This is a genomic window from Cobetia sp. 29-18-1 (assembly GCF_029846405.1).
Taxonomy (GTDB): Bacteria; Pseudomonadota; Gammaproteobacteria; order Pseudomonadales; family Halomonadaceae; genus Cobetia; species Cobetia amphilecti.
Map to the genome: position 1 here is coordinate 29,151 of NZ_JARWKS010000020.1, position 23,891 is coordinate 53,041.

The window sequence follows — 23,891 nt, forward strand, 5'->3', positions numbered from 1 at the left end:
ATGAGCCAACCACGTGAACCCCGCGATCCCCATGAGCCGATCAGCGCCACGGATCGTGATACGGCTGCCACGTCCTCGCATGACAGTGGCTTTGAAGATACACCGATGCCTTCGCGCTCAGCCTCCAGTCAGCCACAGGGCGAAGGTGAAGGACGTCTCGGCGATGCCTATGGGCGAATCCTGACGCGGCTGGAAGACAGCAGCGGTGAGCTGTCGTGGGATGGCCTCAAGGCCGAGCTGGATGAAGCGGTCAAGTTCGAGGCCGAGGTCGAGGAATTCACGCTGGACGAGCTGGCGCTGCTGCGTGCCTGGGTCGAACGTGACATGCGCGAATTCCGCCGCCACCTGGCGACCGGTGGAGAAGGGATCGCCAGCTGGCTGGGGATCGATCTCTCGGTGCTGTCGCGCAGTGTCAGTTCCGCGCTGATGTCGATCGCGGACCGCACCGTGGTGGACCGCGCCCACTTCGAGGAAGACCTCGAAGCCGCGCGCGCCGACTACACCAGCGGCGAGGTCATCGCGCCGGGGCTATTGCATTGCGTGCACTGTGAATCGACCACCACGCTCACGCGGCCCAGCGTGCTGGAACCCTGTCATGCCTGTGGACATCGATTCTTCTCGCGTGGCGCGCCGCCCGTCACTCGTCAGCCTCCCGCGGCCGATGAGAGTGATCAGGGCTGATGGCGACACCGTCAGACTGGTTCGCCCCGGCGCATGCCACCTGGAGCGCCGGGCAGCGCCACAAGGCGTTGCAACAGCTGATCGATCACTTCAATCAGCGCCCGCGTCCACGTGAGGCGGGCCTCTTCAAGCAGATCTCCTATTACCTGTTTCTGCTCGCGGATTATCGCTCGGCCAGCCAGATTCTGGCCCAGGGGCATGTGGAGTGTCCGGCCGATGAAGAGATCGCGCTCAATCAGGTAGTGTGTCTGTCGCGCGCCAATGATGCCGCCGGCTCGCTGGCGACCGGTGAGGCATTGGCCGCACGAGGCTGTCTCAATCCGGTGCTGTTCGACTCGCTGGCCAGCAGCGCGGCCAGACTCAAGCGCCATGATGAGGCACGCGAGCATGGCAGTCGCGCCCTGGCGCTCAAGGACGAGCAGCATGGGGGCCTGGCGTTGGCGAAGGGCTGGCGGCTGCCCGCTGAATCCCCCTCGGCAGTCGCCGCCGGCAAGACGCGCGTGCTGTCCTTCGGCCTCTGGGGCAAGGGGCCGCGCTACTTGAACGGCATGCTGCATAACCTGCTGCTGGCACCGGTGCTGTATCCGGGGTGGCGGGTTCGGCTCTATCACGATGACAGCGTGCCCGATGATTTCCTGGCCCTGGCGCGGGAACTGGACGCCGAGCTGATCGAGCGTCCCTCCAGTGACACCCTGAGACAGCGGCTGTGTTGGCGCTTCGCGGTCGCCGATGACCCGACGGTGGGCTACTTCGTGGTTCGCGACTGCGACAGCGTCATCAGCCTGCGCGAAGTGCGCGCGGTGCAGATGTGGCTGACGTCCGGGCGCTTCTTCCATGTCATACGCGACTGGTGGAGTCATACCGATCTGGTGCTGGCGGGGCTGTGGGGCGGGGTGGCCGGTGTCCTGCCGCCACTCGAGACATTGCTGGCCCAGTGGCAGCCACAGCATGTCGAGACGCCGAATATCGATCAGTGGTTCATGAAGGAATGCGTGTGGCGCTACCTGCGCGAAAGTCTGATCAGCCACGACCGGTGTTACTCGTTGCAGATCAAGGGTCGTGACAGCCTGAAGTTCCCGGATGATGTGTTGGGAGAAACACCTGGTGGCACGGCGCATGTCGGCAGTGACGAGTGGACGCGCGATCGCGCCTTCCAGCTCCGCCAGCTGGGGCCATGGCTCAAGGAGGCCAGCTGGATGCGTGACAGCGACGTCTGAGCACAATCCTGCGATAAGCTCCCGATGAGCGGGTTATATAGACACACGAAGGGCTGCCCACGGGCAGTCCTTCGTGTGTCTTGCCAGCAGTCCTTCGCTTGTCTTGCCAACAGAGCTGTCGGGTCTAGCGACCTACCAGCCAGCCGATCCATTCATGCAGTGCCCAGCGTGACTGGGTCAGCGCGGAGCTGTTGGGAATCCAGGCATCGATGCCCAGTCCGGAGACCGTGGTGTAGCCCACCGGCGCCGGGATGATGGTGCGGAAGCCCTGGTTCTGGAAATTGCGCATCGCGCGCGGCATGTGCCAGGCGCTGGTCACCAGCACGATCTTGTTGATGTCGTCCTGCTCGAGCATCTCGCGGGTGAAGAGCGCATTCTGCTGGGTGTTCTCGCTGCGATTCTCCAGCCAGCGCGCCGGGTAGTCGAATTCATCGATCAGCGAGCGCTGCATCAGCTCGGCGAGGGTGCCGTCATCGGAGGACGATACCTTGCCACCGGTGAGCAGAATCGGCAGCTCCGCGTTGCGGGCCACGCGGACGCCTTCGTCCAGGCGGCTGAGCGTCTCACCATTGATGCGATCGCGGCCTTGCAACTCCGGGGCGTCGTAGTAGCGTCCGCCGGAAAGCACCACCACGGCCTGCGCCTGGATCCACTCTGCCGGTTCACTGGGCTGAATGCGCTCCAGCCCTGACATCAGGCGCGTGGAGACGACCGGCGAGGACAGCAGCCACATGCCCAGGATGGCCACGACCATCATGGCGCGCGCCAGGCCCGGCCAGCGCTTGAGCACGAGCATGGCCAGAAACAGCAGCAGGAGAGGCCCGCCGGGCGGCAATACCAGGTCCTTGATGATGCCGAGTAACTCGGTGATGCCCATTGTGGTCTCGCTTGTGCAGAGGCAGTGCCGGGCATCGGCCCGGCAACGGGTAAGGTTGAGCGTTCAAGCGTCTGAGGCCCTGGGGACTCACACGTTCTGGCCCTCAGGCGTCCTGCGGGCGTTGACGGCGCGACTTGAGGCATTCGTTGATGCCCAGCACAAGGCCCGGCGCCAGCAGCAGCGCGATCAGGATCCACACCGGCAGCAGGCCGTAGTGCATCCAGGGCGTCATGCCCAGTTGCAGGCGGATATCGCCAGTGACGGTGGCCTCCTCGAACTGGGGTGCCCGGGCGATGATCTCACCCTGCGGCGAGATGATCGCCGTGACGCCATTGCTGGTGGCTCGCAGCAGATAGCGGCCGTTTTCCAGCGCGCGCAGCTGGGCCATCTGCAGGTGCTGCAGCGGGCCGATGGAGTGACCGAACCAGGTGTCGTTGGAGACGGTCAGCAGCACGGTAGAGCTCAAGGCGCGCTGGCGGACCAGCTCCGGATAGACGATCTCATAGCAGATCGCCACGCCGATACGCAGACCGCTGACCATCAGTGGCGGCTGCTGGCTGTCGCCTGACTGCATGCTCGACATCGGCAGGTCCAGGAAGCCGATGATGCCCCGCAACCAGCTTTCCAGCGGCACATACTCGCCGAAGGGCACCAGATGCTCCTTGCGATACTGGGCCGACGGGTCATCGATGGGAATCACGCTGTTGTAGAAGCGATTGTCGGCATCACGCTCGACGATCCCGGTGATCAGACCGGTCTTGGGCGGCAGAGTTGCCTGGATGCGCTCGAGGAAGGGCTCGGCCTGATCGCGCAGCATCGGCAGTGCCGTCTCCGGCCAGACGATCAGGTCGGCATCGTCCTGCACGGCGCGCGTCATCGCGGCGTAGGTATTGGCCGCACGACGCTGCCCTTCGGCGCTCCACTTGATCAACTGCGGCAGGTTGCCTTGCAGCAGGGCGACGCGTGCCGGCTGGCCGCCGGACTGTGTCCAGTCGGTCGGCAGCAGCAGACCCGCGCTCCACAGCACGAGCAGCGGCGCGATCGCCCACCAGCGGCGACGCAGCGCCAGATTCCACAGCAACGCCCCGGACAGCGCGATGATCAGCGAGATACCGTAGACGCCAAGCACCGGCACCCAGCTGGCCAGCGGCGAGCCCACGGCACTGTTGCCCAGCAGCAGCCACGGGAAGCCGGTGAAGGCCCAGGTGCGGAACAGCTCGCTGAGCACGAATACCGCAGCGAATGACAGTACATCGAGCTTGCGTGAGCAGAAGCGCTGCCACAGGCCCATCCACAGCATCGGGAACAGCGCCATGCAGGCCACGAACAGCATCGTCAGCAGCACCGCCAGCGGCATGCCGGTATAGCCATAATCATGGATCGAGACGTAGACCCAGCTGGCTCCGCTGCCGAACAGGCCGACCCCGAACCACCAGGCGCGCAGGAAGCCACCGCCTTCCATGCGCAGCGCCCCGTAGAGCAGGCCTGCGCCGATCGGGCCCAGCCACCACTGCTCGAAGGGGGCAAAGCTCAGGGTGACCAGTACCCCGGCAATGATCGCCAGTACATTGGCCAGCAACGAGGCGCCCGGGAAGCTCCTCGCGCGGGGGGAATCTGACATGCCGCTCTCCTTGTAAAATGCCAGACACATCGGCGGATGTGTCTGGCATTGTCCTCTATCGGGTCAGCCTGTGATCAGGCCATGAATCACTCGCCGCTGATGTGCGCACGATGCTCGGTCGAGGGCGGCGCGTCACCGGTGGCATCTTCCAGACGACATACCTGTACCTGACGAATGCGACGATTGTCCGCATTGAGCACCGTGAAGCGCCAGCCGGCGAAATCGGTGGATTCCTGACGGCGCGGCATGTGACCGAAGCGCTGAATCATCAGACCGCCGATGGTGTCGAATTCCTCATCGGAGAAGTCGGTATCGAAGTGCTCATTGAAGTCATCGATGGTGGTCAGCGCGCTGACGGCGAATTGGCCATCGCCCAGCTCGCGGATGTCCTCATCCTCATCGGTGTCGTGCTCATCCTCGATATCCCCGACGATCTGCTCGAGGATATCCTCGATGGTGACAAGGCCTGCCGTGCCGCCGTACTCGTCGATGACCACCGCCATGTGATTGCGGGTCTCGCGGAATTCCTTGAGCAGGCTGTTGAGGCGCTTGGATTCGGGGATGAACATCGCCGGACGGATCGCTTCGCGCAGATCGAAGCGCTTGCGCTCGCTGTCATTTTGCAGAATCAGCGGCAGCAGGTCCTTGGCCAGCAGGATGCCGAGCACCTCGTCGAGGTTCTCGTCGATGACGGGATAGCGGGAGTGAGCCGATTCGAGAATCAGCGGCAGGTACTCCTCCGGGCGCTGATCGACCTGAATGGCCTGCACCTGGGAGCGGGGGATCATCACCTCGCGCACCTGCTGGTCGCTGATTTCCAGCGCGCCTTCGATGATGGCGATGGCGTCCTGATCGAGGTTGAGGCGTGGGCCTACCTCAGCCAGAAACTGGAGCAGCTCGCTACGGGAGCTGGGTTCGTCGGTGTCGCTTGAGAAGGCGCCGAACAGCTTATCGAGCCAGGTTTTCGATTGGCTTCCCGATCGGTCTTCGCTCATGCGTTAGTTTCTCTTTTCCTCGGTGGCGATACCCCATCGTCGTGGTGGTATCGGGGCAGCCGAGTGACCCGGGGACAAGCCCCGAGCCACCCGACGGCGGGTGCTGCCGATGCGCAGGGGCGCCGGCATCAGTGATTCTCTTCCCGGTAGGGGTCGGCGATGCCGAGCCCTGCCAGCACATGACGCTCGAGCGCTTCCATGCGTTCGGCTTCATCGTCCTCGATATGGTCATAGCCGAGCAAGTGCAAGGTGCCATGGACCAGCATGTGGGCGAAATGATTTTCCAGCGACTTGCCCTGTTCGCGCGCTTCGCGGGCGACGACATGCACGCTGATGATCAGGTCGCCCAGAAAGCGCTGCTCATCCTGGCTTTGCTCATCAAGAGCTTGCTCAGCCGCGGTCTCGGTAGCCGCAGAGCCGAGGGCAGAAGACGCGGCGCCAGAAGTCGAGAAGCCAGAAGACGCGGCCTCAGAGACGTCTGCCTCGTCAGCTTCGCTCATGGCGTCTGACGCCAGCATGACATCGTCGCTGTTGTGACCGTCGAGACCTTCCTCTACGCCGGCGTCCAGATCGCCCTCCGGCATGCCCGCAAGCGGCAGGCTGTCGTCATCGCCTTCCTCGGCGAAGCGCGCGGCCAGTTCCGGCGGCAGGGCGAAGTCGTCCAGATCCAGCGGCTCATGCGGGAAGGACAGCACGTTGGTCGGGGAGTCCTTGCCGCGATAATCGCGATTGAGGTCCTGACTCTCGGCTTCTTCCACCAGACGCACGGTCAGCTCGTACGGCGCCGCGGCGGCGCTGGCATCGCGCTCCAGCGCGCCGTCTTCCGCGGCGGCCAGCAGCGCAGCCGCCACCCAGGCTTCCAGCTGATGGCTGGCCGGCAGCGGCTGGCCATCGAATTCACTCTCGCCAATGGCCAGTTGCAGGTCCACGACGACCGCAGGGGCTTCGCTCACTGGCTACCTCCCGTCGGGGTGCTGGCAGGCGGCACGTTGCTCTGGGCATTCAGCGCCGCCATGCGGGCTTCGCGCTCGGCCTGACGCTGCTCGCGACGCTCGCCTTCCTGCTGCTCTTCCGCGGCTTCGAAGGTGTCGTAGGCCTCGACGATGCGCTGCACCAGCGGGTGACGCACGACGTCCTTGGCCAGGAAGCGCGTGATGCTGATCCCCGGGGTGTCCTTGAGGACCTCCATCACGTGCGCGAGACCCGACTGAGTGCCACGCGGCAGATCGACCTGCGAGACGTCACCGGTGATGACGGCGGTGGAGCCGAAACCGATGCGCGTCAGAAACATCTTCATCTGCTCGCGCGTGGTGTTCTGGGACTCATCGAGAATGATGTAGGCGTTGTTGAGCGTCCGGCCGCGCATGTAGGCCAACGGCGCGATCTCGATGATCTGGCGCTCGATCATCTTGTTGACGTGCTCGAAGCCGAGCATCTCGTACAGGGCGTCGTAGAGCGGGCGCAGGTAGGGGTCGATCTTCTGGGCCAGGTCCCCCGGCAGGAAGCCGAGCTTCTCGCCGGCCTCGACCGCCGGACGCACCAGCAGGATGCGTCGCACTTCGTTGTTGTTGAGCGCTTCCACGGCAGCGGCGACGGCAAGATAGGTCTTGCCGGTACCGGCCGGGCCGATGCCGAAGTTGATGTCGTGGTTGCGCATCTCGGTGACATAGCCCTGCTGGTTGAAGCCGCGTGGGCGCACCAGCACCTTGGGCGTGCGAATCACCACATCACCGTAGGTGGCGCCCTGGTCCTCGGCGGCCTCGACCAGCGCCTCGACGCCGGATTCCTGCAGGAACAGATGAACGGTCTCGGCATCGACTTCGCCGGCGCCGGTCTCGCGATACAGATGCTCCAGCACGTTGGCGGTCGCCTTCACGGCGGCCGCGGGGCCTGCGATCTGGAAGTCATTGCCGCGATTGCGCAGGGTGACACCGAGCCGGGATTCGATCAGCTTGAGATGCTCGTCGCGCTGGCCGGTCAGGCTGGCCAGACGCTGCGGGTCTGCCGGCTCAAGCGTCATGTTGAGAATGCGATTGGCTTGCTGTGACTGGTGGCTCAAGGCGTCGAATATCCTGATAGTGATGAGTGACGATGATGCTTGGCGATGAGGGGCAGCCGCGATGGCGTGATGCAAGGGGCGCTCTACCCGCCACGGCGCATGACGGCGCCATTTCAGTGTCAATGGTGACGCGTTGCCGAAGTCTCAAGAGAGCTTAATGCGCGATGGCCGTACAGGGCAATTGTCCTGTACGGCCAGCGTGGCTATCTGCTTGATAGTGGGGGCTGATGGCGCCTCGTCAATGTCGTGAGCGACGAGCGATCAATAGCGGTAGGGCGAGCTGAGCTCACCGCGCAGCGAGTTGGGGTAGGCCTCGGTGATCTCGACATCCACCAGGTAGCCGATCAGCTCGGTCGGGTTGGCGGCGCGGAAGTTGACCACCCGGTTGTTCTCGGTGCGCCCTGACAGCAGGCCCGGGTCACGCGGCGAGAAGCCGGAGACCAGGATGCGCTGGGTGGTGCCGACCATCTTGCGACCGATCTGCATCGCCTGCTGGTTGATGCGCTCCTGCAGGATGAGCAGGCGCTCCTTCTTCACTTCTTCCGGGGTGTCATCTTCCAGATTCGCCGCCGGGGTGCCCGGACGCGCGGAGTAGATGAAGCTGAAGGAGTGATCGAAGCCGATCTGGCCGATCAGGTCCATGGTGTCCATGAAGTCCTGATCGGTCTCGCCCGGGAAGCCGACGATGAAGTCGGAGGAGAAGCTGATGTCCGGACGCAGCGCGCGGATGCGCTCGAGCTTGTCGATGTAGAGATCACGCTCGTGGCCGCGCTTCATCGCCGCCAGGATGCGGTTGGAGCCCGACTGCACCGGCAGGTGCAGGTGGCTGACCAGCTCCGGAATCTCACCGAAGGCCTCGATCAGCGAGTCCTTGAACTCCAGCGGATGCGAGGTGGTGAAGCGGATGCGGTCGATGCCCTCGACCTGCGCCACGCAGCTGATCAGCTCGGCGAGGTCGATCTCCTCACCCAGCTGGTTGAGACCGGCGTAGGCGTTGACGTTCTGGCCCAGCAGGTTGATCTCGCGCACGCCCTGGTCGGCCAGGTGGATGACTTCATCCATCACCTTCTCGAAGGGACGCGAGACTTCCTCACCGCGGGTGTAGGGCACCACACAGAAGGTGCAGTACTTGGAGCAGCCTTCCATCACCGAGACGAAGGCGCTGGCACCGTCGCTCTTGGGCGCGGGCAGGTTGTCGAACTTCTCGATCTCGGGGAAGGTCACGTCGACCACGGAAATCTGCTTGAGACTGTCGCGGCGGGTGTCGAGCATCTTCGGCACGCGGTGCAGGGTCTGCGGGCCGAACACCATGTCCACATGCGGGGCACGCTTGCGCAGGTTGTCGCCTTCCTGGCTGGCCACGCAGCCGCCGACGCCGATCACCAGGTCCGGGTTCTTTTCCTTGAGCTTCTTCCAGCGTCCCAGCTGGTGGAACACCTTCTCCTGCGCCTTCTCGCGGATGGAGCAGGTGTTGAGCAGGATGACGTCTGCTTCGGATTCGTCGCTGGTGACTTCCATCTGATGCGATTCGCCGAGCAGATCCGCCATGCGCGCGGAGTCATACTCGTTCATCTGGCAGCCGTGAGTCTTGATGAAGAGTTTCTTCGCCATTGCCTTGTGTGAACGCTCTGAGCTGCGCGCCCGGGCTTCGTGCGCCTCGCGCCCGGGCACATGGTGGCGGCGGGCAGCGTCAGCGGTCAGGAGAAGCGGGCGCGACTTGTAATGAATGAGCCCCGGCGCCGATGGCTGGCCGGGAATCGAGGGCGCGACGATACTGTGCCAAGCGGCACGCTGATCGGGTCGAGGCCAAAATCGGGACGGCACAGTATAGGAGTCTGCCGGCCATGCGGCCAGCCCTGTCGCATCGCTGTCAGCAATGAGGAGGATGCCTGCCAACCACCGGTTCAGCCTGATGGTGGCTGTGGTATCCTCACGAGAAAGCCCGCGCATGCCCTGACGCTACAACAGGGGCTTGGCATGTTTCATAGTTATCAGGCAGGTGTTGCGCAACGCACATCAGGCTGTCAATGGCTTGATTTGTTGAGGTTTTCATGCCGATAGCCCGGCTGCCTGAGCTGGTTAAAATTTGATCGATTTGTTGGCGGGGCAGGCATTTCGCCGTGCGCAGACCTGCCCCTTTGAGGTTGTCCCAAGACTTATCCACAGAAAGTGTGGATGTCTGAAGACACTGAAATGACAGTCTCGGATTTTTCTCGCGGCAATTTCGTTACCGTACGTCCAAGCGCGACAGCGATGCCAGGCAGGACGCCTTGCATTGCGCAACCTGGCAGACACCGCATGGGCAGACAGGGCGAGCCTTCCCTCGCCCAAAAGCGGTCGATCATGTTCGGCTTGTGGGGACGCAGGATTCAGCGCGCTTGCTCCTCGTGCCCACACGCCTGACACGGTCGGCTTACGCCCTTAGACAGCCATGAAGAACACGATATGACGCGATTCTCCATTACCAGCACCCCTTCATCTTTCGGTTTCCTGTCACCCCGATCGCCGTGTTCGACGCTTGCGCGCTCACTGCGCCGTGTGGTGCTGGGGGCTGGCGTCGCCGGCAGCCTGCTGCTGGGTGCACCGCTGGCCAATGCGGCCACCGACCGCTGGGTTGCCGATGACCTCACCACCTTCGTGCGCAGCGGCCCGACGGATGGCTACCGCATCGTGGGCACGGTGGAAGCCGGCCAGCCGGTCGAGCTGCTCGAGGTCCAGAATGACTACAGCAAGATCCGCACCGCCAGCGGCGACGTGGTGTGGATCCCCTCCGCTGATCTGCAGGACACCCAGAGCGTCAATGCCCGGGTGCCCGAGCTGAGCGCCAGGGTCAAGGAGTTGACTGCCAAGCTCGACGGCATCAATGAAGAGTGGGAAACCCGTGTCGAGGACATGAAGACCGGCCTCGAGACGCGTCAGGCGCGCATCGAGGAGCTTGAGCAGGCCAGCAACAGCCAGTCAGCCGAGCTTGCCCAGGCGCGCAGCAAGATGCAGGACATGGAAACCAAGCTCGATACCAAGAAGCAGGACCTGCTGATGCGCTACTTCATGTACGGCGGTGGCGTGGCGGGTGTCGGCCTGCTGGTCGGCCTGATCGTGCCGCACCTGCCGCGTCGCAAGAAGAAGCGTCACGGCTTCCTGTAAGGCATCCCGGTAACCGATAGCAGAGGGAGTGCGCCAGCTCATGTCGGCACAAGACACGACGATGGACGCGACGCCGGCCAGCGACCCCTGGCTGGCGCGATGGCAGGAAGGGCGGATCGGCTTTCATCTGCCCGCCACGCATTCGGCGCTGGAGCGCTGGTGGCCGCGGCTTGAGATTGCGGCGGGCGCCAAGGTGCTGGTGCCGTTGTGTGGCAAGAGTCTCGACATGCGCTGGCTGGCGGCGCAGGGCTATCCGGTGCTGGGCATCGAGCTTGCACGCCAGGCCTGTGAGCAGTTCGTCGCCGAAGGCGCTGGTGATGTCTCGCGCTATCGGCTGGAGCACTTCGAATGCTTCCGCCAGGGCATGGTCGAGCTGTGGTGCGGAGACTTCTTCCACTTCCATATCGACCATGTCGATCATCTCGACGCCTTCTATGATCGCGCCGCGCTGATCGCCTTGCCGCCGGCCACCCGGCAGCGCTACGCCTTCCATCTGGCGCAGCTGCTGCCCCCGGGCGCGCGTGGCCTGTTGATCAGTCTCGAGCGGCAGACTGAGCAGCATCAGGGCCCGCCGTTCCATGTCGCCGAAGACGAGATTCGTCAGCTGTTGAGCGCCAACTTCACGCTTGAGGTGCTGGAGCGTCGCGCCCCGGATGAGCGCGGCCTGCGTGAGACGGTATGGAGTCTGGTGCGCAAGGGACCGCGTCGCTGACGACTCAGGGGTGACCTTGTCAGTCAGGTCCAGTCTTCTTGAAAGTCCAGTCCTCATGAAAAACGCCACCGCCGCCCAATGGGCGGCGGTGGCGTTTTCGTTGGTGGCGAGCTGCTGATCGAACTTGCTGATTGAGCTTGCTGATCGAACCTACTGGTCGAGCTGGCGGATCAGCGTGGTGTCCTGGAAGGCGCGAGTCAGCGCATCGCCGATCACCTCAGAGACCATCTCGGTGTTCTTCTCCTGACTCGGCTTGAGGGCATAGCCCTGATCACGCGTCGCGGTGTAGCTGCCGGTATAGCGCTGCTTGCCGGACACGGCGACGGCCTTGATCACGCCATTGAGTGTCGCGGTATCGGTAATCAGGCCGCCACGCTTCACGCCATAGGCCAGCTCGGTCAGCGAGATGGTCAGCTCTGCTGCGCCCTGGTTGGCCTGCTCGGCGGATACCGGCACGAAGCCCATGCGGCGCAGGGCGCTGACGGTCTGGGCCTCAAGCTTGGGCGTCAGGTCGCCGGTCGGCACGACCAGATAGCTCGAGGCATTGGTGGCGCCATCGCGAGAGCCGATGCGCTCTGACGGACGCTCATCGAGCACGTCCACCACCACCTGTTGCCCGTGGCCGACCACGCCCATCTCGCCGACCTGCGGATTGACGTACAGGCGCTGCGGGCTGGTGCCGCAAGCGCTGAGAAGTGCCGCCGTGGCGATCAGTGCCACGCTCATGCAGGTGGTGCGCAACTTGTGCATCATCATCGGGGTTCCTGGGCCTGAGGCCGGTTGTCATGGGAGTCATCTCGGCCATCCGTTGCCAATATCTCGCCTGCAGCGCGGGATGGCCGGAGCGCAATGGCGCGAGTATAGGGCCAGAATGGCGCCCGAGCGTAGTGGAAATTCAGGCTCAGGCCTGTCCTCTGCAAGCGACAGTTGGCGAGGTTCATGGCCCGTAGCTCATGGTCCATGGCTCATGCGCCGTCGACGCGCCTGCTCAAGGCCAGCAGGCCCAGCAGCGGGCCGGGCAGCAAGGCCAGCAACAGCAGGCTGCCGTGGCCGGCGATCAGTGGCGTGAGCAAGGCGATCGAGACCAGCGACAGGCTGAAGCCGAAGGCATTCATCATCGCCAGGGCACTGGCTTGCAGCTCGACCGGGGTGCCGCCCGCGGCGAGTGCCGAGAACTGTGGCGAGTCGATCACGGCCAGAAGGCTCCACAGCGCCAGCAGTGCCAGCAGCACGCCATAACCGGCCTCAAGCTGCGTGGCGGCGACGAAGACCAACGTCAGCGTCACCGAACCGGCGAGCCCGAGGCGCGCCACCCACAGACTGCCTCGGCTGCGCGAGAGCCAGCCCCCGATGACACAGCCGGGCGCGCCGATGGCGATCACCAGGAAGCTATGCCAGGCCAGGCTGGCAGGAGAGAGCGTCACGCCTGTCGCGCTGGCCATCTGGGTCAGCAGCAGAGGTGTCAGCGCCCACAGGGTGTACAGCTCCCACATGTGGCCGAAGTAGCCCAGTGCGCCGCGCACGAAGCCGGGATATTGCCAGGCCGCCAGGCCTCGAGTGGCACGCGTGAGAAAGGTGTTGCGGCCGTCTTTCGCCGCTGGTGCTTGGCGGGGCGCCGAGGTGGCTTTGGCCACCGGTGGGGCCAGCATGGCGACCAGACCGGCACCGACGATGGCCAGCAGCGAGGCGGTGCTGATGGCCGCGCCCCACGGCAGCTGCATGCCTTCGCCCTGTTGCAGTGCGGCCAGCGCATGCGGCAGCCCGGTGCCAAGCACCAGCATGCCGACCAGCCAGGCGAGTGCGGCACCGGCACGGTCCGGTGCGGTCTGCACCATCAGCTTCAAGCCGATGGGGTAGATGCCGGCCAGTGCCAGCCCCGTCAGCACGCGCAAGCCTGAGGCGCTCAGTAGTCCCGGCGCGATCAACAGCGCCAGATTGGTCAGCGCGCCCAGCACGCAGGAAGCCATGAACAGATGGCGCGCCGCGAAGCGGTCCGCCAGGCCGGCAAGTCCCAGCACCAGGGTGCCGACGATGAAGCCGCCCTGCACCGAGGAGGTCAGCTGGCCGAGTGCCGCGGCGCTATCGCCGGCGAAGCCCCAGCTCGCCAGCATCGGCGTGAGTACTGCATTGGGGGTGAACCACAGGCTGGTGCCGAACAGCTGCGCCAGGGCGATCAAGGCGACCGGATAGCGGTTGGCCCATTGCCGCCAGCCAGAGATGGGCGGCGTGAGTGACTTGGTTGAGGACACGAGGGCACCTTGTAGGGCAGATGGCGTGATGGCGCAGCAAGACGCGAACGGGCGACACCGAAGTGTCGCCCGTCACAGATAGCCCGCCCCATCAATGGGGTCAAGGCGTCATTGATGGGGCAGCTCGGCGATGCGATGCAGAGACTACCCCGTCGCAGCCGTCGTCTACAGCCCCATGGCCGAAGAGGTGGAGCGACGCGGGTCAGCACCGCCGTAGAAGGTGCCGTCGTCGATCATGATCGACTGGATGGCGCCCATGGCGTCCTTGGTCACTACCTTGTGGCCCATCGCCTCGAGCAGACGGATGGTGTCCTTGCTGATGCCCGCCTCGATACGAATCTCGTCCGGCAGCCACTGGTGGTGGATGCGTGGCGCACTGACCGCCGACTGGATGTTCATGCCGTGGTCGATCACGTTCATGATCACCTGCAGGGTAGTGGTGATGATGCGCGAGCCGCCGGGGCTACCGGTGACGAGGAAGTTCTTGCCATCCTTCATCACGATGGTCGGGCTCATGGAAGACAGCATGCGCTTGTTCGGCTCGATCTTGTTGGCGACGCCACCGATCAGGCCATAGGCATTCGGCACGCCCGGCTTGGCGGAGAAGTCATCCATCTCGTTGTTGAGCAGGAAACCTGCGCCATCGACCACGATGCCGGAGCCGTAGCTGAAGTTGATGGTGTAGGTATTGGAGACGGCCAGACCATTGCCATCGGCAATCGAGAAGTGGGTGGTCTGATTGGACTCATACGGCTGCGGCTTGCCGGGCTTGACCTCACTGGAGGGCGTGGCCTTGTCGAGCTCGAACTGGGCGCGCAATTCCTTGGCGTAGTCCTTGGAGATGATGCCCGACAACGGCACATCGACGAAGTCGGTGTCGCCCAGATACTCGGAGCGGTCGGCGTAGGCGCGGCGCATCGCTTCTGCCATCACATGGATAGTGGCGGCGGAATTGAAGCCCATCGCCTGGAGGTCATCGCCTTCGAGCATGTTGAGAATCTCGACGATGTGCGCGCCGCCGGAGGAGGGCGGGCTCATCGAGAAGATGTCATAGCCACGATAGGTACCGTGGACCGGCTCGCGGATGGCCGGCTCGTAGGCCTTGAGGTCATCCAGCGTCATGATGCCGTCGTGGCGCTCCATCTCGGCGACGATCAGCCGGGCGGTCTCACCCTCGTAGAACTCGCGCGGACCATTGGCGGCGATGCGCTTGAGGGTCGCGGCCAGTTCCGGCTGCTTGAACAGCTCACCGGCTTGATAGTTGCTGCCATCCGGCTTGTAGAACACCTTGGCGGTGCTGTCCCACTTGGCCAGACGGTCCTTGGCATCGCTCAAGCCCTTGGCGAAGCGCGTCGGAATCACGAAGCCGTCTTCGGCCAGCTTGATGGCCGGGGCGAGGGCCTGCTCGAGACTCAGGGTGCCGTAGTCTTCCAGCGCCTTGGCCAGGCCAGCGACGGTGCCGGGCACGCCTGCCGCACGGTGGGTGAAGCGTGACCACTCGGAGACCGCCTCGCCATTCTCGTCCTGGAACATCGTCTCGCTGGCCGCCGCCGGGGCCTTCTCGCGGTAGTCGATGGCGACCACTTCGCCGGTCTTCTCATCCGACACCAGCATGAAGCCGCCGCCACCGATGTTGCCGGAGCGCGGCTGGGTCACGGCCAGCGCGAAGCCTGCCACCACGGCGGCGTCGACGGCGTTGCCGCCATCGGCCAGCACATCGCGTGCGACCTGAGAGGCCAGATAGTGGCTGGTCGCGACCATGCCGTGCTGACCTTCCTGGGGGTGGAAGCGCTCGCCTTCCAGAATCGCGGAAGACTCGGCGAAGGCGGCGGGAATCGCCGTCGGCAGCAGGCCGGCCAGCGGCAACAGTGCGGCGGCGGCCAGCGCCTTGAGATGTCTGCGGTTTGCGAGAGAGGTGTCGAACATGAGAGGTGTCGGTTCCTGTTATCGTTATAAGAGATGCGACATGACGCGTGCAGTGCGAGGAACATGCGCAGAAGGCCAGCGAGCTGCTCACTGGGCCGAGAGAACAGCTTAACTATCAGTTGCTAATGCACCAATTTCAACTTTGCACGGCAATATTCTTGTTGGTGTCTGATCTGGAAGGGTAATGAGGGCTTGGTGTGAGGGCGGCTTGAGGGTGTGAGTCGCAGTGGGGTGCCTGGCGTGGGCCGGCGGCGACGGATCGGCAGCGATGGACCGGCAGGCTGGCGGTGCACATTCACACAGCGCCTGTCTTTTGTGAGAGGGTGGCGTAAAATGCCCCTTCCACTTCTCGCTGGCGCCTGATGACATGTCTGAACTACTGCCGAATGACTTCAAGATTGCCCCGTCGATCCTGTCCGCTGACTTCGCCCGCCTGGGGCAGGAGGTCGAGGATGTGCTGGCCTCCGGGGCCGATATCGTCCACTTCGACGTGATGGACAATCATTACGTGCCCAACCTGACCATCGGGCCGATGGTGTGCAAGGCGCTGCGTGATTACGGCATCAGCGCCGAGATCGATGCCCACCTGATGGTCACGCCGGTCGACCGCATGATCGGTGACTTCGCCGAGGCCGGTGCCAGCTACATCACCTTCCATCCGGAAGCCTCCGACCACGTCGATCGCTCGCTGCAGCTGATTCGTGATGCGGGCTGCAAGTCCGGGCTGGTATTCAATCCGGCCACGCCGCTGTCCTACCTCGACTACGTGATGGACAAGGTCGACATGATCCTGTTGATGAGCGTAAACCCGGGCTTCGGCGGCCAGTCGTTCATCCCCGGCACCCTCGACAAACTGCGTGAAGCGCGTCGTCGCATCGATGCCTCCGGCTACAACATCCGTCTCGAGATCGATGGTGGCGTCAAGGTCGACAACATCGCCGAGATCGCGCGTGCCGGTGCCGATACCTTCGTGGCCGGTTCCGCCATTTTCAATGCGCGCAGTGACAGCGATGCCAACCGCTACGACAGCGTATTGGCGAAGCTGCGTGCCGAGCTTGCCAGCGTGCGCAGCTGATCGCGTGACGGATGACAGCGCGCGAGCTGGCGAGGCAGTCGACGGCTCGGTTCACGCCGCGGCGCTCAGCGAGTGGTCGCTGTATGTGCTCGAGACGGCCCAGGGGCGCCTCTACACCGGTATCAGTACCGATGTGGCGCGCCGCCTGAGCGAGCATGAGCGCGGCAAGCGCGGTGCGCGGGCGCTGCGCGGCAAGGGGCCTTTGATGCTGTGTTATCAACAGGTGGTCGGCGATCGCTCGCGGGCGCTCAAGCTTGAGTATCGCGTCAAGCAGTTGAGTGTGGCGGCCAAACGCCGCTTGATCGCCGGTGAGATGACACTGGACAGCCTGCTCGGCGAGACCTGACGGTCTGCTTGATTGAATGCGTGAAATGAAAACGCCCCCGACGGAATCCGTCGGGGGCGTTTTACGTTTTGCGTTACTGGCGAGCGATCAATGCAGTTTCATCTTCGGACGCAGGTAACGGTTCAGGCCGTCGACCACCACCGTCATGCCGGTCTTGACCACGCCGTGGATCGCCATCTGGTGCATGCGATACAGCGAGGCGTAGAAGAACTTGGCCAGGCGGCCCTCGATGAACAGCGAACGCGCCGAGGCACCGCGCATCAGCGAGCCGACGGCATCGAAGTGCGCCAGCGAGATCAGCGAGCCGTGGTCCTTGAACACGAAGTCCTTGAGCGGCTTGTTGGCCATCGCGGCGCGCAGGTTCTTGACCATCAGGCTGGCCTGCTGGTGAGCGGCCTGGGCGCGCGGCGGGACGCGCTTGTCATCCGGCTGCGGGCAGCTGGCACAGTCACCGAGGGCAAAGATGAACTCATCATCGATGCTCTGCATGGTCTGGTGCACCTTTACCTGATGGTTGCGCTCGGTGGACAGACCCAGCTCGGACAGGAAGGCGGGCGCACGGATACCGGCGGCCCACACGCTCAGGTCGGCTTCGATCAGGGTGCCATCGGCAGTGGTGATGCCGCGTGAGTCGGCGCAGGTCACCCGGGTATCGACGTGGATATCGACGCCCAGCCTGGTCAGCTCCTTGGCGACCGGCTTGCCGATGCGTTCCGGCAGGGCGGGCAGGATACGCGGTGCGGCCTCGATCAGGTGGACCTTGACCTGGCGGTCTTCCAGCGAGGAGAAGCCGTAGCTGTGCAGCATCTTGGAGGCATCGAACAGCTCGGCGGAGAGCTCGACCCCGGTGGCGCCGGCACCGATGATGGCGACGTTGAGCTGCTGGCGCTCACATTCCTCGCCGTTGGCGCTGAAGCGCAGGAAGGTGTCGAGCATGTCGCGGCGGAATTTCTCGGCCTGCTGCGGGCTGTCCAGGAAGTGACAATGCTCGGCGACGCCTTCGGTGCCGAAATCATTGGATACGCTGCCCAGTGACAGTACCAGATAGTCATAGCTGAGCTGGCGGGCGGGCAGCAGCACGTTGCCCTTGGCGTCATGGATGGCGGCCAGGGTCAGCTGCTTCTCTTCACGCTCCAGGCTTTCCAGGGTGCCGCGCTGGAACTTGTAGCCGTGGGCCTTGGAATGGCCCTGGTAGGAGACTTCATCGAGACCGGAATCCAGCACGCCGGTGGCCACTTCGTGCAGCAGCGGCTTCCAGATGTGCGTGGAATTGCGGTCGATCAGAATGATCTCGGCTTTCTTCTTGCGGCCCAGCTTGTGGCCCAGTTTGGTGACGAGTTCCAGACCGCCGGCGCCTCCGCCAACGACTACGATGCGGGGAATGGCCATTGAGTGCTCCTCAGTGACAAGATTGATGGGAAGGTGTGGAAAGAGTCGGCCGGCTATCGAGTCAGAACATGCAAGGCCCGGAGTCGATAACTGGCGTCGCGATACCGCTATGATAACAAGATAATGAGCGTGCTAAATAGTGCTGCATGCGCGAGATGTCGTTATTTTACGTATATTCGCCATGAGCACGCGAGAACTCGTCGTTGCGCTTTTGGCACCTACACGAATTCTGTCGCTGAAAAGGAGCAAGGATGCACGATCATCCCACATTCACAGGTCCGGTACATCCGTCGCTCAGGGCGATCGAGATGGTCGCCTTCGACCTCGATGGCACCCTGATCGACTCGGTGCCGGACCTCGCCCATGCGATCGACTGCATGCTTGAGCAAGAGGGCCTGACGGCGCTGGGCGAGGCGCGGGTACGCGACTTTGTCGGCAATGGGTCGCGGGTACTGGTGGAGCGCGCCCTGGCAGCACATGGCCTGGCGACCGATGACCTGGCGCGGGTCGAGCAGGCGCATCAGAGCTTCCTGGCACATTACGCCGCCGACCCCAGCTCGCGTACGCGACTCTATCCCGGGGTGCGGGAATGCCTGGAGGGTCTGCGCCAGGCCGGGATCCCGCTGGTGCTGATCACTAACAAGCCGGAAGCCTTCATCGAACCGCTGCTTTCGCACTTCGCGCTGAGCGAGCATTTCGCGCTGGCGCTGGGCGGCGATAGCCTGCCGACGCGCAAGCCGGACCCCGCGCCCTTGCTGTTCGCCGCCGAGCGTCTGGGAGTGTTGCCGCGTCAGGGCTTGATGGTCGGTGACTCGCGTCACGATATCGCGGCAGGCCGCGCCGCCGGTTTCCGCACCCTGGCGGTACCTTACGGCTACAACCATGGCGAGCCGATCTCGCGCAGCCACCCGGACTACCTCGTCGACTCACTTGCCGAGCTGGTCGTGGCTGGCTGAGTGACGCTGATTGATTGGAATTGATTGACAGAGCGAGGCTGGTGTCCCGCTCGGGCGCGCAGTGAGGCATGAGATGGCAGAACTTGCCTCCACCAGCGCTGCCGCCAGCGACCCGCGATGATAGACTGAGTCCCAGACAAGCCGGCCCCGTGTCGGCAACGCACCCTCCGTGGAAGGAACTGCAGGTCATGATGACCCCACAACACTTCGCTGAACTGGCCGAAGCCGGTTACAACCGCATTCCCGTCACCCGTGACGTGCTGGCGGATCTCGACACGCCACTGTCTACCTATCTCAAGCTGGCCGACATGCCGTGGACCTTCCTGCTGGAGTCCGTGCAGGGCGGAGAGAAGTGGGGGCGTTACTCCATCATCGGCCTGCCGTGTCGTGAGCGCATCGAGGTGCGTGGCCAGGTGGTCTCGCATCTGATCAATGGCGAGCAGACCGGCATGACCGAGGTCGAGGACCCCCTCGACTGGATCGAGCAGTTCCAGACCCGTTTCCGTGTGCCGGTCATCGACGGTGCGCCTCGCTTCAATGGCGGTCTGGTCGGCTACTTCGGCTATGACACCGTGCGCTATATCGAACCGCGCCTGCGCGGCGTCGAGAAGCCGGACCCGCTGGGCGTGCCGGACATCCTGCTGATGGTCGCCGACGAGCTGGTGATCTTCGACAACCTGTCCGGGCGTCTGACGCTGTTGACCCACGCCGACCCGGCAACGCCCAACGCCTACGAGGCCGCCTGCGAGCGTCTCGAGCGCCTCGAGATCCAGCTGCGCAGCGCGACCCTGAACACCGTAAGCCCCGGCACCGGCGGCGAGCCGGTCAAGGAGACCGACTTCACCTCCGGCTTCACCGAGGAAGGCTTCAAGGGTGCAGTGGAGAAGATCAAGGAATACGTGCTGGCCGGTGATGTCATGCAGTGCGTGCCGTCGCAGCGCATGTCGATTCCCTACCGCGCTGCGCCGCTGGATCTCTATCGTGCACTGCGCAGCCTGAATCCTTCGCCGTACATGTTCTTCTTCAATCTGGATGACCACCACGTCATCGGCTCGTCGCCGGAGATTCTCTCGCGTCTCGAGGATGGCGAGGTCGCGGTGCGCCCGATCGCCGGTACCCGCGTGCGTGGCGCCACCGAAGAGGAAGACCTGGCGCTGGAGAAGGACCTGCTGTCAGACCCCAAGGAAGTCGCCGAGCACCTGATGCTGATCGACCTGGGGCGCAATGACGCCGGTCGCATCAGCCAGACCGGCAGCGTCAAGGTGACGGACCAGATGGTGGTGGAGCGCTATTCCCACGTCATGCACATCGTCTCCAACGTCACCGGCAAGCTGAAGGAAGGCCTGGGGCCGATGGACGTGCTGCGGGCCACCTTCCCGGCCGGCACCCTGTCCGGCGCACCGAAGATTCGCGCCATGGAGATCATCGATGAGGTGGAGCCGGTCAAGCGCGGCATCTATTCCGGCGCGGTGGGCTATCTCTCCTGGCACGGCAACATGGATACCGCCATCGCGATCCGCACCGCGGTGCTCAAGGACAAGGTGCTGCACGTCCAGGCCGGCGCCGGCATCGTGGCCGATTCCGTGCCGCAGTCCGAGTGGGACGAGACACTCAACAAGGGGCGTGCCCTGTTCCGTGCCGTGGCGATGGCGGAGCGCGGTCTGGACAATCTGGACTGATCGGCGCGCCACGCATTTCAGGAGTGACTCGCCAGTGTTCGCGGGTCACTCCCTGCAACGGCGCATGTGATTGACACTCCTGGCAGCTCAACGCACTATTGACCCATGACGCTACGTAACCCGCACGACCTCAGCCAGCAGTGGTGGCGCTCCTGACAAGGGGGCGGCTTTCGCATGTCTGAAGTTCGAGGACGTACGACCAGAAGAATGCCGCCGACCAGGGCGGCATTTTTGTTGCTGGACGGCGGGAACGACACCACAGGAGAGCGGGCAGGCCGGTCAATCACGGCGCATGATCCGCTCCCGAGAATGGACACTGACCATGCAGACATTCACTTCGCAGGACGCCAGCACGCCACGCGTGCTGATGATCGACAACTTTGACAGCTTCACCTACAACATCGTCCAGTATCTGAGTGAGCTGGGCGCGGAAGTGCTGACCGTGCGCAATGACGCCATCACGCTCGAGCAGATCGAGGCGCTCGGCGCATCACATCTGGTGCTGGGTCCGGGGCCGTGTACGCCCAACGAGGCCGGCATCACGCTGGAAACCATTCGCCACTTCGCCGGCAAGCTGCCGATTCTGGGCGTGTGCCTCGGTCACCAGGCCATCGGTCAGGTCTACGGTGGCAAGGTGGTACGTGCGCCCCAGGTGATGCATGGCAAGACCTCCGCCGTGCGTCACGACAACAGCGGTGTCTTCGCTGCGCTGGCCGAGCCGCTGGAAGTCACGCGCTATCACTCGCTGGTGGTCGATCGTGAGAGCCTGCCCGAGTGTCTGATCGTCACCAGCTGGACGGATGATGACGATGTCACGCCGCAGTTGATCATGGGCCTGCGCCATCGCGAGCTGGATGTCGAAGGTGTCCAGTTCCACCCTGAGTCGATCCTGACATTGCAGGGTCATGAGCTTCTGGCTAACTTCCTGCGTCGCGGCGAGGCTGTGAAAGCCGCCTGAGCGGGCATTGATCGCAAGAGTCACATCCTATTTTTTCATGCGTCAGCCGCCGAGGCTGGCGCCTGCGGAGACACAACATGCAGATGCGTGAGGCGATTGGCGCAGTGATGCGCCGCCAGCACCTGAGCTACGACGACACTCATGCGGTCATGACGGCCATCATGACCGGCGAGGCGACCCAGGCGCAGATCGGGGCCTTGCTGATGGCCCTGTCGATGAAGGGCGAGACCGTCGATGAGCTGGCCGCCGCCGCCCAGGTGATGCGTGAGCTGATGACGCGCGTCACGGTGCGTGCCACCGATGCGGTGGATATCGTCGGCACCGGCGGTGATGGTGCCAACCTGTTCAATGTCTCCACGGCGGCAAGTTTCGTGGTGGCGGCCGCCGGTGGCCATGTAGCCAAGCATGGCAACCGCAGTGTCTCGTCCTCCTCCGGCAGTGCCGACCTGCTTGAGTCGGCCGGCATCAATCTGGCGCTGGACGCCGAGCAGGTCGCACGCTGCATCGATGATATCGGGGTCGGCTTCATGTTCGCGCCCAACCATCACGCCGCCATGAAGCACGTGATCGGCCCGCGTCGCGAGATGGGGGTGCGTACCATGTTCAACATCCTCGGTCCGCTGACCAATCCGGCCGGCGCCACCCGTCAGGTGCTGGGGGTCTATGACCCGGCGCTGGTACCGCTGATGGCCGAGGTGCTCAAGCGCCTCGGGGCCGAGCATGTGCTGGTGGTGCACAGCGACGATGGTCTGGACGAGATCTCGCTGGCGGCACCGACGCTGGTCAATGAGCTCAAGGATGGCGAGATCCGCGAATACCGCATCGCGCCGGAAGACTTCGGTATCGCGCGCCAGTCGCTGGAAAGTCTGGCAGTGGAGACCTCGGACGCCAGCCTCAAGCTGGTGCAGCAGGCGCTGCGCGGTGATGAAGGCCCGGCCAGTGACATCGTGGCACTCAATGCCGGTGCGGCCCTTTACGTGGCGGGCATCGCGGACAGTCTCAAGGAGGGTGTCAGCATTGCCGAGGACGTGCAGGCCAGCAAGCTGCCGTTCGAGAAGATGAAGGAATTGGCGGATTTCACCCGTGTCTACGCCCAGGTCAATGATGAAGGAGCGACCCGCTGATGAGCACCGAGCAGACGACTGACAAGGCATTGCCGACTATCCTGGCCAGGATTCTGGCGCGCAAGGAAGAAGAGATCGCCGAGCGCAGCGCCGCGGTGAGCGAGGCGGACCTGCAGACCCTGATCGAGAAACAGAGCGCGCCGCGCGGCTTCATCGAGGCGCTGACGTCGCGCATCGACCGTGGCGAGCCGGCCATCATCGCCGAAGTGAAGAAGGCGTCACCCTCCAAGGGCGTGATCCGTGAAGACTTCGTGCCCGCCGAGATCGCCGTGGCCTACGAGCAGGCCGGCGCCGCCTGTCTGTCGGTGCTCACCGATGCCGACTTCTTCCAGGGGCATGAGGACTTCATGATCGAGGCGCGCGACGCCGTCTCGATTCCGGTGATTCGCAAGGACTTCATCATCCACCCGTATCAGGTGCTGGAGGCGCGCGCCATCGGCGCCGACTGCATCCTGTTGATCGTTGCGGCGCTGGACGATGCGCGCCTGAGCGCTCTGTATCGTCAGGCGCGTGAGCTGGGCATGGATGTGCTGGTCGAGGTGCATGACGGCGAAGAGCTCAAGCGTGCACTGGCGCTGGGCATCGAGCTGGTCGGCATCAACAACCGCGACCTGCGTACCTTCGAGACGTCGCTGGAGACGACGCTGGACCTGCTGACCGACATGCCGCAGGGTGTGCGTGTGGTCACCGAATCCGGCATCCATACCCGTGACGACGTGGCGAAGATGCGCGACGCTGGCGTCCACGGCTTCCTGGTGGGAGAAGCCTTCATGCGCTTTGATGATCCGGGCGAGGGTCTGCGGGGATTGTTCTTCGGGGATTGATAGCCGGTAGTTGGCGTTATTCGTTATCTTATGGATAACAAAAGCCCGCATGGCAATGC

At 64.0% G+C, this 23,891-nt stretch carries 21 protein-coding genes; 11 read left to right on the forward strand and 10 right to left on the reverse strand.

Annotation, left to right across the window (positions count from 1 at the left end; translation table 11 throughout):
• On the forward strand, window positions 1-681 hold the full coding sequence (locus tag QD208_RS14395; protein WP_324691608.1) for a zinc ribbon-containing protein: 681 nt from the start codon (window positions 1-3) through the stop codon (window positions 679-681).
• Window positions 681-1,898, forward strand: coding sequence for a hypothetical protein (locus QD208_RS14400; RefSeq protein ID WP_279837240.1), 1,218 nt, complete (start codon window positions 681-683; stop codon window positions 1,896-1,898). Before QD208_RS14395 ends, QD208_RS14400 begins: the two co-directional genes overlap by 1 nt.
• 124 nt (window positions 1,899-2,022) lie before the next feature.
• Here the strand turns inward: QD208_RS14400 and QD208_RS14405 are convergent, their stop codons facing one another.
• From QD208_RS14405 to miaB, 6 genes are all read right to left on the reverse strand, one after another.
• Window positions 2,023-2,775 carry a YdcF family protein gene (locus tag QD208_RS14405; RefSeq protein ID WP_043335281.1) on the reverse strand — a complete coding sequence of 251 codons (753 nt, stop codon included), beginning with the start codon at window positions 2,773-2,775 and terminating at the stop codon, window positions 2,023-2,025.
• 103 nt (window positions 2,776-2,878) lie between these two features.
• On the reverse strand, window positions 2,879-4,396 hold the full coding sequence (gene lnt / locus QD208_RS14410; RefSeq protein WP_279837242.1) for an apolipoprotein N-acyltransferase: 1,518 nt from the start codon (window positions 4,394-4,396) through the stop codon (window positions 2,879-2,881).
• 86 nt (window positions 4,397-4,482) lie between these two features.
• Window positions 4,483-5,391 (reverse strand): transporter associated domain-containing protein, encoded by a 909-nt coding sequence (locus QD208_RS14415; protein ID WP_279837243.1) that lies wholly within the window; start codon window positions 5,389-5,391, stop codon window positions 4,483-4,485.
• Between the two features lie 128 nt (window positions 5,392-5,519).
• Complete coding sequence (gene ybeY / locus QD208_RS14420) at window positions 5,520-6,227, reverse strand: rRNA maturation RNase YbeY (RefSeq protein ID WP_347882006.1); 708 nt, start codon at window positions 6,225-6,227, stop codon at window positions 5,520-5,522.
• Window positions 6,228-6,340: 113 nt separating this feature from the next.
• Entirely contained in the window at window positions 6,341-7,450 is a 1,110-nt protein-coding gene (locus QD208_RS14425) for a PhoH family protein (protein ID WP_052384763.1), read from the reverse strand.
• Between the two features lie 261 nt (window positions 7,451-7,711).
• Window positions 7,712-9,061: a tRNA (N6-isopentenyl adenosine(37)-C2)-methylthiotransferase MiaB gene (gene miaB, locus QD208_RS14430; protein ID WP_192838307.1), complete on the reverse strand. Its 1,350-nt coding sequence runs from the start codon at window positions 9,059-9,061 to the stop codon at window positions 7,712-7,714.
• An 834-nt stretch (window positions 9,062-9,895) separates the two neighbouring features.
• Between miaB and QD208_RS14435 the strand changes: the two genes are divergently transcribed.
• Both QD208_RS14435 and tmpT read left to right on the forward strand, forming a co-directional pair.
• On the forward strand, window positions 9,896-10,594 hold the full coding sequence (locus QD208_RS14435) for a TIGR04211 family SH3 domain-containing protein (protein WP_279837245.1): 699 nt from the start codon (window positions 9,896-9,898) through the stop codon (window positions 10,592-10,594).
• 40 nt (window positions 10,595-10,634) lie between these two features.
• On the forward strand, window positions 10,635-11,306 hold the full coding sequence (tmpT, locus tag QD208_RS14440) for a thiopurine S-methyltransferase (RefSeq protein ID WP_225996460.1): 672 nt from the start codon (window positions 10,635-10,637) through the stop codon (window positions 11,304-11,306).
• Between the two features lie 150 nt (window positions 11,307-11,456).
• Here tmpT and QD208_RS14445 read toward each other — a convergent pair whose 3' ends face one another.
• The 3 genes from QD208_RS14445 to ggt all read right to left on the reverse strand — a co-directional run bounded on the left by QD208_RS14445 (window position 11,457) and on the right by ggt (window position 15,481).
• Window positions 11,457-12,062 (reverse strand): YajG family lipoprotein, encoded by a 606-nt coding sequence (locus QD208_RS14445; protein ID WP_052384762.1) that lies wholly within the window; start codon window positions 12,060-12,062, stop codon window positions 11,457-11,459.
• A 209-nt stretch (window positions 12,063-12,271) separates the two neighbouring features.
• A complete protein-coding gene (locus tag QD208_RS14450) occupies window positions 12,272-13,555 on the reverse strand; it encodes an MFS transporter (protein WP_279837247.1) in 1,284 nt (427 codons plus the stop codon).
• 165 nt (window positions 13,556-13,720) lie between these two features.
• The gene (gene ggt / locus QD208_RS14455) at window positions 13,721-15,481 is read right to left on the reverse strand and encodes a gamma-glutamyltransferase (protein ID WP_279837248.1); all 1,761 of its coding nucleotides are present in this window, start codon (window positions 15,479-15,481) and stop codon (window positions 13,721-13,723) included.
• A gap of 367 nt (window positions 15,482-15,848) precedes the next feature.
• Here ggt and rpe point away from each other — a divergent pair, with 367 nt between their 5' ends.
• Both rpe and QD208_RS14465 read left to right on the forward strand, forming a co-directional pair.
• The gene (rpe, locus tag QD208_RS14460) at window positions 15,849-16,556 is read left to right on the forward strand and encodes a ribulose-phosphate 3-epimerase (protein WP_043335268.1); all 708 of its coding nucleotides are present in this window, start codon (window positions 15,849-15,851) and stop codon (window positions 16,554-16,556) included.
• Window positions 16,557-16,560: 4 nt separating this feature from the next.
• Window positions 16,561-16,902: a GIY-YIG nuclease family protein gene (locus QD208_RS14465; protein ID WP_347882005.1), complete on the forward strand. Its 342-nt coding sequence runs from the start codon at window positions 16,561-16,563 to the stop codon at window positions 16,900-16,902.
• A gap of 87 nt (window positions 16,903-16,989) precedes the next feature.
• Here the strand turns inward: QD208_RS14465 and QD208_RS14470 are convergent, their stop codons facing one another.
• A complete protein-coding gene (locus tag QD208_RS14470; protein WP_153635139.1) occupies window positions 16,990-18,291 on the reverse strand; it encodes an NAD(P)/FAD-dependent oxidoreductase in 1,302 nt (433 codons plus the stop codon).
• Between the two features lie 251 nt (window positions 18,292-18,542).
• On the opposite strand from QD208_RS14470, the gene QD208_RS14475 reads away from it, so the two are divergent.
• The 5 genes from QD208_RS14475 to trpC all read left to right on the forward strand — a co-directional run bounded on the left by QD208_RS14475 (window position 18,543) and on the right by trpC (window position 23,832).
• Entirely contained in the window at window positions 18,543-19,247 is a 705-nt protein-coding gene (locus QD208_RS14475) for a phosphoglycolate phosphatase (RefSeq protein WP_279837250.1), read from the forward strand.
• 191 nt (window positions 19,248-19,438) lie between these two features.
• On the forward strand, window positions 19,439-20,926 hold the full coding sequence (gene trpE / locus QD208_RS14480; protein ID WP_043335326.1) for an anthranilate synthase component I: 1,488 nt from the start codon (window positions 19,439-19,441) through the stop codon (window positions 20,924-20,926).
• Between the two features lie 322 nt (window positions 20,927-21,248).
• A complete protein-coding gene (locus QD208_RS14485) occupies window positions 21,249-21,884 on the forward strand; it encodes an aminodeoxychorismate/anthranilate synthase component II (RefSeq protein WP_225347575.1) in 636 nt (211 codons plus the stop codon).
• A 77-nt stretch (window positions 21,885-21,961) separates the two neighbouring features.
• Window positions 21,962-23,008 (forward strand): anthranilate phosphoribosyltransferase, encoded by a 1,047-nt coding sequence (gene trpD, locus QD208_RS14490; protein ID WP_043335260.1) that lies wholly within the window; start codon window positions 21,962-21,964, stop codon window positions 23,006-23,008.
• Complete coding sequence (trpC, locus tag QD208_RS14495; RefSeq protein ID WP_213114585.1) at window positions 23,008-23,832, forward strand: indole-3-glycerol phosphate synthase TrpC; 825 nt, start codon at window positions 23,008-23,010, stop codon at window positions 23,830-23,832. The genes trpD and trpC overlap by 1 nt, the downstream gene beginning before the upstream one ends.
• The last annotated feature ends 59 nt before the right edge of the window (window positions 23,833-23,891 follow it).